The sequence below is a fragment of the Streptomyces sp. SID3343 genome (assembly GCF_009865215.1).
Lineage (GTDB): Bacteria > Actinomycetota > Actinomycetes > Streptomycetales > Streptomycetaceae > Embleya.
In genome coordinates this window covers 1-15,649 of sequence record NZ_WWJX01000500.1, presented here as the reverse complement: position 1 = coordinate 15,649, position 15,649 = coordinate 1, and the positions used below count along the sequence as shown (strand labels likewise).

At 70.6% G+C, this 15,649-nt stretch carries 14 protein-coding genes; 10 read left to right on the top strand and 4 right to left on the bottom strand.

Annotated features, from left to right (window positions below; translation table 11 throughout):
* Nucleotides 1-37: 37 nt before the first annotated feature.
* The 3 genes from GT354_RS15615 to GT354_RS15605 form a co-directional block, all read right to left on the bottom strand.
* Nucleotides 38-1,030 carry a methionine synthase gene (locus GT354_RS15615; protein WP_161356924.1) on the bottom strand — a complete coding sequence of 331 codons (993 nt, stop codon included), beginning with the start codon at nt 1,028-1,030 and terminating at the stop codon, nt 38-40.
* Between the two features lie 95 nt (nt 1,031-1,125).
* Nucleotides 1,126-2,823, bottom strand: coding sequence for an MDR family MFS transporter (locus GT354_RS15610; protein ID WP_346012045.1), 1,698 nt, complete (start codon nt 2,821-2,823; stop codon nt 1,126-1,128).
* 36 nt (nt 2,824-2,859) lie between these two features.
* Complete coding sequence (locus tag GT354_RS15605; protein ID WP_161356911.1) at nt 2,860-3,459, bottom strand: NAD(P)H-dependent oxidoreductase; 600 nt, start codon at nt 3,457-3,459, stop codon at nt 2,860-2,862.
* Between the two features lie 114 nt (nt 3,460-3,573).
* Here GT354_RS15605 and GT354_RS15600 point away from each other — a divergent pair, with 114 nt between their 5' ends.
* Nucleotides 3,574-4,344 carry a TetR/AcrR family transcriptional regulator gene (locus GT354_RS15600; RefSeq protein ID WP_161356910.1) on the top strand — a complete coding sequence of 257 codons (771 nt, stop codon included), beginning with the start codon at nt 3,574-3,576 and terminating at the stop codon, nt 4,342-4,344.
* Between the two features lie 139 nt (nt 4,345-4,483).
* Here the strand turns inward: GT354_RS15600 and GT354_RS15595 are convergent, their stop codons facing one another.
* Complete coding sequence (locus GT354_RS15595) at nt 4,484-5,404, bottom strand: alpha/beta fold hydrolase (protein ID WP_161356909.1); 921 nt, start codon at nt 5,402-5,404, stop codon at nt 4,484-4,486.
* A gap of 418 nt (nt 5,405-5,822) precedes the next feature.
* Here GT354_RS15595 and gatC point away from each other — a divergent pair, with 418 nt between their 5' ends.
* From gatC to GT354_RS15550, 9 genes are all read left to right on the top strand, one after another.
* The gene (gene gatC / locus GT354_RS15590) at nt 5,823-6,119 is read left to right on the top strand and encodes an Asp-tRNA(Asn)/Glu-tRNA(Gln) amidotransferase subunit GatC (protein ID WP_161356908.1); all 297 of its coding nucleotides are present in this window, start codon (nt 5,823-5,825) and stop codon (nt 6,117-6,119) included.
* 5 nt (nt 6,120-6,124) lie between these two features.
* Nucleotides 6,125-7,618 carry an Asp-tRNA(Asn)/Glu-tRNA(Gln) amidotransferase subunit GatA gene (gatA, locus tag GT354_RS15585; protein ID WP_161356907.1) on the top strand — a complete coding sequence of 498 codons (1,494 nt, stop codon included), beginning with the start codon at nt 6,125-6,127 and terminating at the stop codon, nt 7,616-7,618.
* Nucleotides 7,619-7,641: 23 nt separating this feature from the next.
* A complete protein-coding gene (locus tag GT354_RS15580; RefSeq protein WP_161356906.1) occupies nt 7,642-7,878 on the top strand; it encodes a hypothetical protein in 237 nt (78 codons plus the stop codon).
* A gap of 76 nt (nt 7,879-7,954) precedes the next feature.
* Nucleotides 7,955-9,190, top strand: coding sequence for an ATP-binding protein (locus tag GT354_RS15575; protein WP_161356905.1), 1,236 nt, complete (start codon nt 7,955-7,957; stop codon nt 9,188-9,190).
* Nucleotides 9,187-9,798, top strand: a complete 612-nt coding sequence (locus GT354_RS15570; RefSeq protein ID WP_161356904.1) for a DUF4276 family protein — start codon at nt 9,187-9,189, stop codon at nt 9,796-9,798. Before GT354_RS15575 ends, GT354_RS15570 begins: the two co-directional genes overlap by 4 nt.
* Before the next feature lie 14 nt (nt 9,799-9,812).
* Nucleotides 9,813-11,297 carry an Asp-tRNA(Asn)/Glu-tRNA(Gln) amidotransferase subunit GatB gene (gatB, locus tag GT354_RS15565; RefSeq protein ID WP_202511936.1) on the top strand — a complete coding sequence of 495 codons (1,485 nt, stop codon included), beginning with the start codon at nt 9,813-9,815 and terminating at the stop codon, nt 11,295-11,297.
* Between the two features lie 406 nt (nt 11,298-11,703).
* Entirely contained in the window at nt 11,704-11,928 is a 225-nt protein-coding gene (locus GT354_RS15560) for a hypothetical protein (protein ID WP_161356902.1), read from the top strand.
* Between the two features lie 101 nt (nt 11,929-12,029).
* Nucleotides 12,030-14,969 (top strand): helix-turn-helix transcriptional regulator, encoded by a 2,940-nt coding sequence (locus GT354_RS55775; protein WP_161356901.1) that lies wholly within the window; start codon nt 12,030-12,032, stop codon nt 14,967-14,969.
* Nucleotides 14,970-15,313: 344 nt separating this feature from the next.
* On the top strand, nt 15,314-15,649 hold a 336-nt coding region (locus GT354_RS15550; RefSeq protein WP_202511934.1), incomplete at its 3' end, for a hypothetical protein.

Below are 15,649 nucleotides of genomic sequence, written 5' to 3'. Positions count from 1 at the left end.
CACCGTGCCGTGCGGATTCGCCGTGCCGACGGATCCGCTACATGGCGCCCTCGGGGTCGTCCCGAAGCACCCGGCCGGCCACGACGGCGTGGCTCAGGGCTGCTCGGGCGTACGCCGGAGAAGCTCCGGCGAGGCCGCACGTGGGGGTGACCACGACGGCTTCGGCCAGGGACTCCGGCCGAAAACCCAGCCTGTTCCACAACGTGCCGACAGACCTGACGGTACCGGGCGGGTCGGACAGTGGCCGCGCTCCCACACCGGTCTCCGTCGGGTCCGGCTCGATGCTCGGCACCACGCCCGCGAACAGGGCGAACCCGGCCTCGACGGCCTCGCCGATCGACTCGTCCTGGGACTGCGCCACGAGCGAGAAGTCGAGCGAGACGCCCGCCGCGCCGGCGTGTCGGATCAGCGTGATCGGCGTGCCCGGCGCGCAGCAGTGCACGAGCGTGGGCACCCCGGCGGCGGCGATCACGTCGCGCAGGGTGTCGCGTACGACGGCCTTGTCGACCGCGCCGAGCCGGCCGAAGCCGCTCGCGGTGGGCACGTCGCCCGCGATCACGCCGGGCAGGGCCGGCTCGTCGAGTTGGAGCACCACGCGGGCGCCCGGGATCCGGCGCGCGACGTCGGCGACGTGCAACCGAATCCCCTCGGCGAGCGAAGCGGCCACCTCGCGGCACGCGCCCCGGTCGGCCAACGCCTTGTCGCCGTAGGTCAGTTCGATCGTGGCCGCGAGCGTCCACGGCCCGGCGACCTGGATCTTGACCGGGCCCGTCCAACCCTGGGTGAACTCCTCCAGGGCGTCGAGGTCCTCGCTCAGGTAGGACAGGGCCCGGCGGTGGTCGCGGCCTGGGCGGTCCACGAAACGCCACCCGGACGGCTGTACGTCCGCGTACAGGTCGACCAACATGCCGGCCGAGCGCCCGGTCAGGTCGGCGCCGGGCCCGCGGGCGGGCAGCTCGGGCAGGTGGGGCAGGTCCGGCATCAGCCCGAGCACCATCTTGACCGTCTCGCGGACATCGGTGCCCGGCATGGATCCGACCCCGGTGGCGCTGCCGGGTGACCAGGGGAAAGTACGTTCTGGGGTGTCCACGCCCGGAAGCTTAGTTCGACCGCGAAGCGAGCCCGTCAGGCATCGACCCGGGTCGCGGGCGCGCCGCTCTTCGCCGACGCCGACCCGGTTTGATCGCCGGTGCCGGTGCCGGTGCCGGTGCCGGTGCCGGTGCCGGTGCCCGTGCCCGTGCCCGTGCCCGTGTCGGTGTCCGTATCGGCATCCGCGGCGTCCGTGCCGGCATCGACGGCCGAGACGGTGCGCAGCGGGATCTCCCGGACGAACCACGACAGCGCGAAGGCCAGGGCCGCCAGGACCGCGACTCCGACCGCGACGCCGTGCAGGCCACTGGTGACGGAGGCCCGAAAGGCGTCGAGGGTGGACTCCGGCAGGCGATGCAGCAGGGCCGGGGTGAGTTCGCCGCCGTTCGCGGTCCGGGCGCCTTCCTCCGCGCCGAGGCGGTCGACGAGGCCGGCTTCGAGCCGGCCGGCGTACACCGCGCCGAGCAGTGCGACACCCATCGAGCCGCCGATGGTCCGGGCCAGGGTGACCGTCCCGCTCGCCGCGCCCATGTCGCGGGAGTCGGCGCTGTTCATCGTGATCAGCATGGTGCTCTGCATCACGAAGCCCACGCCGATCCCGACGATCGCGGTGAGCCCCGACGCGAGGGCGGTGGCCGTGCCCACGTCCGGGACCAGCAGCGCGAGCGCGCCGACGAACGTCACCGCGCCGCCCAGGATCGGGTAGACCCGGTATCGCCCGTTGCGGCTGATCAGCCGGCCGGTGGCGATCTGTACCCCGAACATGCCGAACATCAGCGGCAGGAGCAGCAGGCCGCCTTCGGTGGGGGACACGCCCCGGACGAACTGGAAGTACTGGGGCAGGTAGTTGGTCGCGCTCATCATGGCCGCGCCGATCAGGAGGCTGAGCACCTGGGCGAGCGCGAAGTTGCGGCTGCGAAACAGCCGGGGCGGGATGATCGGCTCGGCGGCGCGCCGTTCGACCGGAACGAACGCGGCCGTGGCGGCGACGGCCACCGCGGCGAGGCCGAGGATCTGCGGTGAGGTCCACGCGTAGGTGGTGCCGGCCCAGCCCGCGAGCAGGGTCAGCGCGACGATGGCGATGGTGAGCAGGATCGCGCCGGCGACGTCGATCCGCGCCTTGATCCGCCCGGTGTCGAGCCGGATGCCCGTACCGACGAGCACGAGCGCGACGGCGCCGACGGGCACGTTGACGTAGAACGCCCAGTGCCAGCTGAGGTGATCGGTGAGGAAGCCGCCCACGAGCGGGCCGCCGACGAGCGCGACGGGCATGATCGCGCCGATGATCGATTGCACCCGGCCGCTTTCCCGGGGCGGGACGAGCACCCCGATGATGGCGAACGCGCCCACCATCAGGCCGCCCGCGCCCAAGCCCTGGATCGCCCGGAACCCGATCAGTTGCGTCATGTTCCGCGACAGCCCGGAGAGCATCGAGCCGAGCACGAACAGTACGACGGCGCTCATGAACATGCCCTTGCGGCCGTACAGGTCGCCGAGCTTGCCCCAGATCGGCGTCGCGGCGGCAGCGGCGAGCAGATACGCCGTGACCACCCACGACAGCTTGTCGAGGCCGCCGAGGTCGCCGACGATCGTGGGGAGCGCGGTACCGACGATCGTGCCGTCGAGCAGGCCCAGGAACATGCCGATCATCAGGCCGGTGACACCGACGTAGATCGAGCGAGGGGCCGGCTCGCTCGCCTCGGTGGACGGGCTTGTCTTCTCGGTGGACTTCACGGCAACCCCCGCGGCGGTGGAGTGGATGTCGGATCGTCAGGCGGCGTAGGGGCGAACGGCCTTGGCGTCGCGCAGGGCGTGGGCGAACCACGCGAGCTGGTCGAGCATCGTTCGCGCGGCGGCGTCGCTCGCCGGGTCGACCGCCTTGCCGTCGGCGTCGAATTTGTCCCAGACGCCGTGGAAGCTGACCGTCTCGCGGATGGTGACCGCGTGCAGTTCGGCGAGCACCACGCGCAGCGCCTCGACCGCGCGCAGCCCGCCCGACAGGCCGCCGTAGGACACGAAGCCGATCGGCTTGGCGTGCCACTCGGTGCCGTGCAGGTCGATCGCGTTCTTCAGGGCGGCCGGGAAGCTGTGGTTGTACTCGGGCGTGACGATCACGAACGCGTCCGCCGCTGCGAGCCGGGGCGACACCGCGGCGAGCAACTCGGCCGCGGCGGGCTCTTCGGGCTGTCCGAAGCCGGGGTACACGGTCGGCAGCGGGGTCTCGACCAGGTCGACGACGTCGACGGTCGAGTCGGGGCGCCGAGCGGCCAGATCGGCGATCCAGGCGGCGACGGTCGGCGCCATTCGACCGTCGCGGGTGCTGCCGACGATGACGGCGATGCGCAGGGTTTCGGTGGTGACGGCGCTCATGGTGTTGCCTTCCGATGTGTACGTTGTATTCGGCGAGATACAACGTACACACAGACGTGTACGGCGTCCACTCTTGATACGTTGTACGCACGACGATCGGACAAGGAGCCAGCCATGGCCGGCCGGAACAAGACCACAACGGGGTCCACAGCGGACGCGCCGGACGCGGATCGCCCCTCGATCTCGATCTGGGAGCGACTGGAGAACCCCCCGCCCGCGCCCCGCGCGGCGCTCACCTCGACCCGGATCGCCGAGGCCGCGGTGACCGTCGCGGACGCCGAGGGCATCGACGCGGTGACCATGCGGCGCCTGGCCACCGAGCTGGGGGTCGCGCCGATGGCCGCGTATCGCTACGTCTCCGGCAAGGACGACGTGCTGGAGCTGATGGTCGACCTGGTCTACGGCCGGCTGACGCTGCCCCCCACCGACCTCGACTGGCGCGAGACGCTGCGTGCGCTCGCCGTCGACACCCGCGAGCTGATGGTGCGTCATCCGTGGTTGACCCGGCTGTCCTCACCCAGGGCGGCGCTCGCGCTCACCCCGCACCGGATGGCGGTCGCCGAGCGGGCACTCCTCGCGCTCGACGGGTTGGGCCTGGACGCCGACGCGATGATGGTGATCGCCGAAACCGTCGACATCTACACCGCAGGTCGGGCCCGGGCCGAGGTTGCGACTCGGGAGCTGATGGCGGGTCAGGGTGCGTCGGACGGGCACGAGTTGCGGATGTCGCTCGCCCCGCAGATGACGTGGTTGCTGGGCACCGGGCGCTATCCGACCTACCGGCGCTACACCGGTGAGGCCGTCCGCAAGGACGACGCGCGATGGCGATTCGAGACCGGCCTGGATTGCGTCCTGGACGGGATCGCGGCGCGAATGGGCATCTGAATCGGTTCCACACGCCGACCCGAGCACACCCCGATCCGGCACACGTCCCAAGGCCGGCACACACCCCGATCCGGCACAGGCCCCGAGACCGGCTCAGGGCCCGCTCGGTGGTCACCGAACGGGCCCTGAGCCGTCGGGGTCACGTGCCGAAGGCTTGTCCCACGCTGCGACCTATCTCGCGCCGCTGGAGGTAGAAGTCGGCCTTGTGCGGCTCGGCGCCGTGCTCACCGGTGTAGCCGCCGCGCAGCGCCGGGCCTCCCTCCACGGGGAGCGGGAACATCCTGGCGAAGGTCGGGTCGGCCGCGACGAGATCGTCCCGGTCGGCCAGGTTCACCCAGTTCTCGACGAAATGCGGCGGCTGCGCGGGCTGTGGACGTACCCACGAGTCGACGACGGTGTCCGGCCCCAGCGGCGAGCCGAGCGTGATCAGTAGGGGCAGCGGTCTGCGCAGCCGGTGGGCGAGCTCGTACGCGACGACCGCGCCGAGCGAGTGGCCGATCACAACCTTGGTGTCGAAGCCGATCTCGGCACCGACTCGATCGAGCACGCGGGCCCGGGTCTGATCGTCCGTCAGGTATCGGGACAACTGGGACAGTGCCTTGTTGACGAACCCGCCCGCCGAGCCGGGACCGTCGGCGGCGAACCACCGCAGCCCGGCCAGCCCACAGGTCGGGGAGAGGACCACAGTGCGGCCGGTCTCTCCCGGCCCGCCCTCCAGGCGGGCGATCTCGCGTGCCGCGCGCTGACGTTCCGGCGGCACGGAGCCCCGGATCGCCGCACGGTCGAGCCATTCCCGACCGATACGCGCGGTCACCTCGTGCCGAATGTCCTCGTCGGTCTCCTCGCCCTGTGAAGGGTGACGGCGCAACAGGTCGCCGTAGAACGCCATGCGCGCGTCGATCCCGCGACGCGTGTGGCGGTACTTCCACAGCCGATCCGCGACCTCGGGAAATCCTGCGGCCTTGACGCCGCGGGCCAACCTGGGGACCCACTCCTCTTCCAGCGTGTGGGCCGACCTGTACTCCTGCGCGATCCCGTGTACCAGCACGATGGCGGCCATCGTGTCCCCTCCCAAGCCCCGAGTCCTTGTCGAGCGCGCTCTCGGACGCCGGGCCCAAGAGTTGTGCGAAGGGCCGATCGACGCGGGGGGACGCAGACCGGAGAGTGGCTTCGCATGGTTCTCTTACCCAGCCGGTAACGGAAGTTGGCATTTGAGTGAAGGGACTTCCGCCAATGTTCGTGACCACACGACCCCGATGGGACACGAACGTGACCAATCGCCGGCACGACGGGCCTGAACCATAGCCCCGAAGGCAACCGAACGGGGGGTCACCAGGCACCGGATCGGTCACGGCGACGCGGTGCGGCCGCCGGCCGGTCACCGATCGGCGCGGGCGGGCGGGTGGTAACGGATCCGACGGGCACCGGGCCAATAGACTGGGCGGCCTCACCCGCTCGACATCAAAGGATCCCGCTGCATGCCTGGCATCACGCGCGAGGAGGTCGCCCACCTCGCCCGGCTGTCGCGGCTGGAGCTCGGGGCCGAGGAGCTTGACCACCTCGCCGCGCAGCTCGACGACATCATCGGCGCGGTAGCCCGCGTCGCCGAGGTCGCCGCCGACGACATCCCGCCGACCTCGCACCCCCTGCCGCTGACGAACGTCATGCGGCCGGACGTCGTCCGCCCCGGGCTCACCCCGGAGCAGGCCCTGTCCGGTGCGCCGGCCGCCGAAGAGCAGCGTTTCCGGGTGCCCCGCATCCTGGGAGAGGAGTGACGGCCATGACCGAGACCATCCGCTGGACCGCGGCCGAGACCGCCTCCGCGATCGCCGACGGCAAGGTCACCGCCGTCGAGGTCACCCAGGCCCATCTGGACCGCATCGACGCCGTGGACCCCAAGGTCCACGCGTTCCTGCACGTGGACGCCGACGGCGCGCTCGCCGCGGCCAAGGCCGTCGACGACGCCCGCGCGCGCGGTGACGAACTCGGCCCGCTGGCCGGCGTACCGCTCGCGCTCAAGGACGTCTTCGTCACCAAGGGCATGCCGACGACCTGCGGCTCGAAGATCCTCGAAGGCTGGCAGTCGCCGTACGACGCGACCGTGACCCGCCGCCTGCGGGACGCGGGCATGGTCATCCTCGGCAAGACCAACATGGACGAGTTCGCCATGGGGTCCTCCACCGAGAACTCCGCGTACGGTCCGACCGGCAACCCGTGGGACACCACCCGCATTCCGGGCGGCTCCGGCGGTGGTTCCGCCGCCGCCATCGCGTCCTTCCAGGCGCCGCTGGCGATCGGCACCGACACCGGTGGCTCGATCCGCCAGCCCGCCGCCGTCACCGGCACCGTCGGCGTCAAGCCGACCTACGGCGCGGTGTCGCGCTACGGGCTCGTCGCCTTCTCGTCCTCGCTCGATCAGGGCGGCCCGTGCGCGCGCACCGTGCTCGACGCCGCGCTGCTGCACGAGGCCATCGCCGGGCACGACCCGCTCGACTCGACCTCGATCGACGCCCCGGTGCCCAACGTCGTCGAGGCCGCCCGCAGCGGCAGCGTCCGCGGCCTGCGGATCGGCGTGGTCAAGGAGTTCGGCGGCGAGGGCTACCAGGCGGGCGTGCTCGCCAGGTTCTCCGACGCGGTCGAGTTGCTGCGCGAACTCGGCGCCGAGATCGTCGAGATCTCGTGCCCCAGCTTCCTGTACGCGATGCCGGCCTACTACCTGATCGCCCCCTCGGAGGCGTCGTCCAACCTCGCGCGCTTCGACGCGATGCGCTACGGCCTGCGGACCGGCGACGACGGCACCCGCTCGGCCGACGAGGTCATGTCGCTCACCCGCGAGGCCGGCTTCGGCGCCGAGGTCAAGCGCCGGATCATGCTCGGCACCTACGCCCTCTCGTCGGGCTACTACGACGCGTACTACGGCCAGGCGCAGAAGGTGCGCACCCTGATCACGCGCGACTTCGCCGCCGCGTTCGGTCAGGTCGACGTGCTGATCTCGCCGACCACCCCGACCACCGCGTTCCCGATCGGCGAGCGCGCGGACGACCCGATGGCGATGTACCTCGCCGACCTGTGCACGATCCCGTCGAACCTCGCGGGCAACGCGGCGATGTCGCTGCCGTGTGGACTCGCGGACGAGGACGGCCTGCCGGTCGGCCTCCAGATCATCGCCCCGGCGATGGCCGACGACCGCCTGTACAAGGTCGGCGCCGCCGTCGAGGCGGGCTACCTCTCCCGTTGGGGTGCTCCGCTGCTCGACCGCGCGCCCGCCCTCTGATCTTTTCGAGGAGTCGATACACGATGGCCAAGAACAAGAAGAAGCTTCCCAAGAGCAAGGTCGGAAAGATCCTCAGCGTCGGCATGCAGGTCGCCGGCGCGATCGGAGTCTTGAAGCAGGTCAAGGAGGCCCGCGGCAAGGGCGACAAACTGGAGATCGTCGACGCGGTCGTCAGCGCCGCCGCCGTGATCACCGGTTTCGCCCTCCTGATCCGCGCGTTGCGCGAGGGCGACGAAGCCCTCGAGGAATCGACGGACTGATCCAGCCCCCTCGTCGGCTCGCCACGGCCCCCGTGGCGAGCCGACCCGGTTGTCACGCCACCAAGGAGGTGCTCCGATGATCACGCGCATCGACGTGGACGGGTTCAAGTCACTGGTCGACGTGGGAATCGACGTGCCTCCGTTTCTCGCGTTGATCGGGCCGAACGGGTCGGGCAAGTCGAATCTGCTGGAGGCGCTGCGATTCGTTGCCGACACGGTGGACGACGGCTTCGACGCTGCCGCCGGGACACACCCGCGTGGGCATGGACCACAGTTGTTCCACCACACCGGCGCGGGCCCGGTGACTTCCTTTCGAGTGACCGTCGGGATGCTCGTGGCTTCGGAAGTGGGCCCGTTGCCGGTTCGTGTTCGAGTCGTCGGTCGACTCGTCGACGACTTCGCGGTCATGGACGAGGCCAGCAGGCTGTGGGTAGACAACCTGGAGCAGCGCGAGTGGATGGACCGCCTTGGGGTCGCACCGCAACTGAGGAAGGCCATCAGTGACGCCAGGGACGCGTTCCTGGCGCAAGGCGGCAGTACGAGCGTCGAGCTACGTTCCGACGGTCGCCCCGATCCCGGCGAGTTGGTTTCCTTGGTCCGGAAAGAGTGTTCGACCTGGCCCGCGCTGGCACTCGATCCGCGGACCATGCGCGCACCTGCGCAGCGCGTGGGGAAGGCACACGAGTTCGTCAACCTTCGACCCGACGGTGCCAACCTCGCGGAGGTTTTGGACAACCTCGAGGGACGCCGTCTTCTCGGTGACCTCAACCTCGACCTCGGTGCACTGATCCCGGGGGCCGAGTCGGTAGTCGCACTGTTCGACGCCCGGCGCGAGGAATACGACTTCGATCTCGTCCTGGTTGGCGACGGCCCCACGATCCCGCCGTTGCTGTCCGACGGAACGCTGAGAGTGCTCGGTACCCTCGCCGCGTCCTACGCCGGGTCGACGGGGGGCACTCTCGTGATCGAGGAAATCGAGAACGGGCTCCACCCGACCCGACTGGCCGAACTCCTGCGCCGCCTGCTTCGCGACGTTTCCGATCTTTCGCGAGAGCGCGCCGACCGGCCCCTCCGGCAACTCGTGGTCACCACTCATTCCCCAGTCCTGATGTCTGCTCTCCGTGAGCGCGTGGACGGCAGCCTGATCCTGCTCGATCCGGCAATCCACTACGGCCCCGAACCAGGCAGCCGGTCCACGATCACTTGGGCCCGCCCGGTGCGGGAGCAAGCGACCGGCGACGATCCGGGCGTGTGCGCCACGCCGTACGAGGTGCGCCGGCTGCTGGACACCGTGACCGGCGGTACCGGATGAGCCGCCCACTCGTCGTCGGTCTGATCGCGGAGGACGACAGCGACTGCTTGTTCCCGGAGCAGTTGATCATCCGTCAGGTCGATGCACTGCTGATGGCGGCCGGTGGAGATCTCCCCGCACTGGTGCGGCGAGTCGTTCGCAGCCCCGTTCCGATCACTGCGGCCACGGGACGCGTACAAGCCGAAGCCGCCGAGGCCGCGGTGCGCTGCCATGTGTTCTTCGTCCACAGCGACTGGAACGAGCGGGACAAGGCGAGGAGTCTCGCGGAGCACGTGCGGCAGAAGACGGGATCGACGGGCAAAGCCGCGGTGGTCCTTGTTCCCAGAAAGGAGACCGAGGCCTGGATGATCGCCGACGCCAGCGCATTCCGTCGGATCTCCGGGGCGGAACTCTCCCACCTGCCGGCAGGTCCCAAGCAGGCCGAGAAGGTCGCCGATCCGAAGAAGACGTTGAAAGCGGTCATGGCGAAGGTTCGGCACAACTCGCCCGAGGACTACTTCGACGTGTTGGCCCGAGACGTCGACCTGGCGAAACTCGCACAGCTACCCGCATACGACACTTGGGTGAGCACCACCCGACTCGCACTGAAGGAGTTGCACTTCCTGTGACCATCGCCAGTCTGATGTCCTACGAGGACGCGCTGGAGACCTATGACCCGGTGATGGGCCTGGAGGTCCACGTCGAGCTCGGTACCGCCACGAAGATGTTCTGTGGGTGTTCGACCGAGTTCGGTGCCGCGCCCAACAGCCAGGTGTGTCCCACGTGTCTGGGGATGCCCGGCGCGCTGCCCGTGGTCAACGCGGTCGCCGTCGAGTCGGCGATTCGGATCGGCCTCGCGCTCAACTGCTCGATCGCCGAGTGGTGCCGCTTCGCCCGGAAGAACTACTTCTATCCGGACATGCCGAAGAACTTCCAGACCTCGCAGTACGACGAGCCGATCGCGTTCGGCGGCTACCTCGACGTCGACGTCGAGGGCAAGACGTGGCGCGTGGAGATCGAGCGCGCGCACATGGAGGAGGACACCGGCAAGTCCCTCCACATGGGCGGCGCGACCGGTCGGATCCACGGCGCGGACTACTCGCTGCTCGACTACAACCGCTGCGGCATCCCGCTGATCGAGATCGTCACCAAGCCGATCGAGGGCGCGGGGGAGCTGGCTCCGCTGATCGCCAAGGCGTACGTCGCCGAGCTGCGCGAGGTCATTCGCGCGCTCGGGGTGTCCGAGGCGCGGATGGAACTCGGCCAGATGCGCTGCGACGCGAACCTGTCGCTTCGGCCCAAGGGGCGGGAGAAGTTCGGCACCCGCAGCGAGACCAAGAACGTCAACTCGCTGCGCTCCGTCGAGCGGGCCATCCGCTTCGAGATCCAGCGGCACGCCACCGTGCTCTCCGACGGCGGCACGATCGTGCAGGAGACCCGGCACTTCCACGAGGAGGACGGCAGCACCACCGCCGGCCGGATCAAGGAAGAGGCGGAGGACTACCGCTACTTCCCCGAGCCCGACCTGGTCCCGGTCGCGCCGACGCGTGAGTGGGTCGAGGAGCTGCGCGCCACGCTGCCCGAGGTGCCGTCGCTGCGCCGGGCCCGGTTGCAGGCCGAGTGGGGCGTCAACGACTTCGAGATGCAGTCGATGGTCAACGCGGGCGTGCTCGACGTGATCCTGGCGACCATCGACGCCGGGGCCGACGCCGACGCGGCGCGCAAGTGGTGGCTGGGCGAGCTGTCCCGGCGGGCCAACGAACGCGGCGTGGAGGTCGCGACGCTGCCGATCACGGCCGCCCAGGTGGCCAGGGTCTCGACGCTGGTCAAGAGCGGCGAACTGAACGACAAGCTGGCCCGGCAGGTCATCGACGGCGTGCTCGCCGGCGAGGGCGAGCCGGACGCGGTCGTGGAGGCGCGCGGGCTCAAGGTCGTCTCGGACGACTCGGCGCTCGGCGCGGCGGTGGACGAGGCGATCGCCGGCAACGAGGGCATCGCCGAGAAGATCCGCGGCGGCAAGGTCGCGGCGGTCGGCGCACTGGTGGGCGCGGTCATGAAGACCACCCGCGGCCAGGCCGACGCGGCGCGCGTGCGCGAGCTGATCCTGGAGCGCCTGGGCGTGTCCTGACGCCGCTTGGTGCACGGGTGTGGACACACGCCGATGTATGTCAGTACGCGCGAGTACACACGCATACACGCGGATATGTGCTGATGCGTGTGGCGTGCGGCGTGTGGCGTGTGGGGTGTGGGGTGTGCGGATTCGGAGGGTCCCGGTCGCTGTGGCGGCCGGGGCCCTTTTTTTGATGCCTTCTCGCCTCGGGGACTCCGCCTCGGGGACTCGCCGGGGATTTCGGTTCGACCGTACGGCGGTGCGGGGCGTGCTTACGGCACGCCTGAGGTGCCTTAGGCCGACTCGGGGCGGGCGCGGGCGTCCGGATGCGGCATGCGCCCGATGTCCGCGGGCCCACTGGGACGCGAGGCTCGTAGCACGAGCCGGACCCACCGGATCGGGTGACCAGGAGGTCGACACCATCATGTACGAGTACGAGACGTTCCAGGCTCGCGAGCGTGAGATGCAGGCCGGCGCGGCGCAGGATCGGTTGGTCCGCGAGGCGCTGCGCAGCCACCGCGACGAGGCCAAGGCCGAGCGCAAGCTGCGGCGCGAGGCCCGGCAAAGTCGCCGAGGCGCAGGCGGAATCAGTGGCGATCGGAGCTTCGGCGTATGGGGGATCGCCAACCTCCACCTGCACCTTCGGTGATCACGTGACGCTCGACACGCTCGGCGATACCCGTCCGCTGACCTGCGGATACGGGTTTCGCCGGGCGTGAAATCCCCGGCTGTGGGAGAGGGGAACGTGACATGCTCGCCCTTGTGTCGAGTTCATCGGTGTCTCCCGTGTTCGTTGGCCGGTCATTGGAAATGGCGCGGTTCCTCACGGCTTTGCGTACGGCCGACGAGGGCACGCCGGGGGTGGTTCTCGTCGGGGGCGAGGCGGGAGTCGGCAAGACGCGACTCCTCCAGGAGTTCCTGACCCATGCCGAACAGCAGGGCGCGATCACCACCGTCGGCGGCTGCCTCGAACTGGGTGCGGAGAGTCTGCCGTTCGCCCCCATCTCGGCTGCGCTGCGGACGCTGTCCCGGCGGATCGGCCCCGAACTGGCCGAGGCGGTCGAGGGCCGCGAGCGTGACCTGGCCTGGCTGCTGCCCGACCTGGCACCGGGCACGATCGCGCGCGACGGCGAGTTCGACCGGGTCCGCCTGTTCGAACTCATGCTCGGGCTGCTGGAGCGGCTGGGCTCCGAGCGCACGCTGGTCATCGCGATCGAGGACCTGCACTGGGCCGACTCGTCCACGCGCGAGCTGCTCGGCTTCCTGTTCCGGCTCCTGCGCACCGGTCGGATCCTGATCGTCGGTACGTACCGGGCCGACGCGGTCGGTCGGCGGCACCCGCTGCGGCCCTTCCTCGCCGAACTGGATCGGGTGCACAACGTCGCCCGGATCGACCTCGGCCGGCTCACCCGGGCGCAGGTCGGCGACCAACTGCGCGGCATCCTGCGGGAGGATCCGCCGCGCCGCCTGATTCGCCAGATCTTTCAGAAGTCCGAGGGAAACGCGTTCTTCGTCGAGGAACTCGCGTGCAGCATCCGCGACGGCCAACTCACCGGCATCTCCGACACGTTGCGCGACCTGCTGCTCATCCGCATCGAGGAACTGCCCGAGGACACCCAGAAGGTGGTCCGGCTCGCCGCCATCGGCGGAGCCACCGTGGGCCATCACCTGCTCACCGAGGTGTCCTCGCTCGACCCCGACCGGCTGGAGGAGGCGCTGCGCGCGGCCGTGTCCGCGCACGTACTCGTCCCGGTCGGCGAGGAGTTCCAGTTCCGCCACGCCCTCGTGCGCACGGCCATCCGCGAGGACCTGATGCCGGGCGAGCGGGTCCGGATGTACGCGACGTTCGCCGAGGCGCTGGAGCGCCGTCCCGACCTCGTCGCGTGTGACGAGCGGCGGGGGAGGGTGGCGACCTACTGGTACCACGCGGGCAAGGCGATCAAGGCGCTGCCGGCAGCGCTGGAGGCCGCCGAAGCCGCGCGCGATCGCTACGCGTTCGACGAGCGCACGCGACTCCTGGAGCGCGCGATGCTGCTGTGGGAGCAGGTGCCGGACCCGGAGGCGTTGACCGGGCGGCGCCTCCTCGACATCCACGTCGAAGCGGTCACGGCCGCGCGCCTGGGCAGCGAGCGCGAGTTGGCGATGCACTTCTGCAAGCGCGCGCTGGAACTGGTCGACCCCGAGGTCGAGCCGGAGTTGGCCGCGTTCCTGTGGCGGGAGAAGGCCCGGAGCCTGCGCAACCTGTGTCGCTCCTCGGGCATGCCGGAGTTGCAGCGGGCCAGGGCGGTCCTGGCCGGCCGGCCGGCGTCGATGGAGCGGGCGCGCGTGCTCGCGCAGATAGCCCGGGACCGGATGTTGGACGGCGGCACCGCGGCGGCGATCGAAGAGGCACTGGTCGCGCTGGAACAGGCGCGCACCGTCGACAGCGCCGACATCGAGGCGGAGGTGCGCAAGACGCTGGCGTGTGCGCTGGTCCACCTCGGCCGGATCGAGGAGGGCATCGAACAGATCGACCGGGCCGAACAGGGCGCGATCCTCGGCGGCGAGCCGGAAAGCCTGGTGCACGTGCTCAGCAACCGGGCCTCCCTGCTCGAAGGTCTCGGCCGGCACCGGGAGGCGACCGTGGCCGCCCGGCGCGGGGTGGAACTGGGCGACGCCCACGGGCTGACCCGCACCTCCGGTTCGTTCGCGCTCGGCAACCTGGCCGAGTCGCTGCTGTCGCTCGGCGAGTGGTCGGAGATGGCCGCACTGGTCGACAAGGCCCTCGATCTCGACCCCGGGCCGCTCACCAGCCGCCACCTCGAACTCCAGATGTGCGAGGTCGACCTCGCACGGGGCGACGTCCGCGGCGCGGCCGCGCACCTGCGCCGATCGCGCTCGGTGGCCGGCTCGCGCTACGTCGAGCCGCAGTACGCGATCCCGATGTCGCGCGCGGAGATCCGGGTGGCCGACGCCCAGGGCCGGCTGGACGAGGCCCGGGAGGCGCTGGTGGCGGTACTCGAAGGGGTCGGCTGTCCGGCAGGCCACCAGCGCTACATGTGGCCGTTGCTGGCCGACATGGCTTCGATCGAGGCCGACGCCCGGGTGGTCACCGTACGGCCGCGCGAGTCCGAGTCGAGGGCCCGCCAGGACGTCGCCGAGCGAATCGCGACCATGGCCGCGTCGCTGCCGGCGGACTGCCCGCTCGACGCCGCTTACCGGGCCTTGGTCGCGGCCGAACTCGCCCGGGCCGACGGCAAGGACGACGCACGGTGCTGGTCGCTGGTGCTGGCCGCGTGGGAGCAGACCGAGCAGCCCTACCGCACGGCCTGGGCCCGGTTCCGCCTGGCGGAGACCCTCCTGACCGAAGGCGACCGCGAGGCCGCCGCCGAACCACTGGCCGCCGCGGCGGAGGTGGCGGACCGCCTGGACGCCAAGGTGCTGCGCGAACACATCGACCTGCTCACCCGGCGCGCCCGGATGGCCCCGACCGCCCAGGACGAGGCCACCCCCCTGCCGTCCCTGACCCCACGCGAGATCGACGTCCTACGGTTGGTCGCCGCCGGCCGCAGCAACCGCCAGATCGCCGAAGAGCTCTACATCAGCATCAAAACCGCCAGCGTCCACGTCTCGAACATCCTGGCCAAGCTGGAAGTAGCAGGCCGAGGCGAAGCAGCAGCGGTAGCCCACAGATTGCACCTGGTGGCATAAACCGAAGCCCCCCACAAGCCCGCCCCGAGGCCAAAGCAGCCCGCCCCCGACGCCGTAGATACCGCAAGCCGAACCAGCAGGACCGGAGCAGCGCTCCCCCCGACGCCGCAAAACCACCGGCCCAGGGCCGCGAGGCCGGAGCAGCCCGCCCCCGACGCCGTAAAACCGCAGCCCGCGGGCGAAACGCAACGGGTGGTGCGGGTGGGAACACCTCCCGACCCAACCAAAACGCCACCCGCAGCGCCCAACGCCCAACGCCCCACCAAGCAACCCCCCAGGGCCAAGCGGCCACGAGCCCCGTCACACCCGGGCGTTACCGTGTCCCGCGAACGAAAAGGGGACGCATGGAACAGGGCATGGCGTTGTTGTTGCGCGAACTTCCCGGCGACGACACGGTAAAGGTGTTCGCGAGGCTGGCCACCCTGCCCGGAGCCCACGCACTCCTGAACCAAGTGGCGGCGTGGTCCGACCCGCTGGTCGACGCAGTCGCCTCACACGGCACGCCGTGGCAACTCGAACAGGCCGCTGCCAACTCCCGCCTGACGCCGAGTCAACTGGCCCGCCTGATCGAAGCCGGCGGCGCCCGCGTCGTCACCGCGGCGTTCCCCCCGGACCAGGACCCCGACACACCCCCCACCGACCCCGCCGACCCCACCGACCCCACGCCCCACCAAGACCCC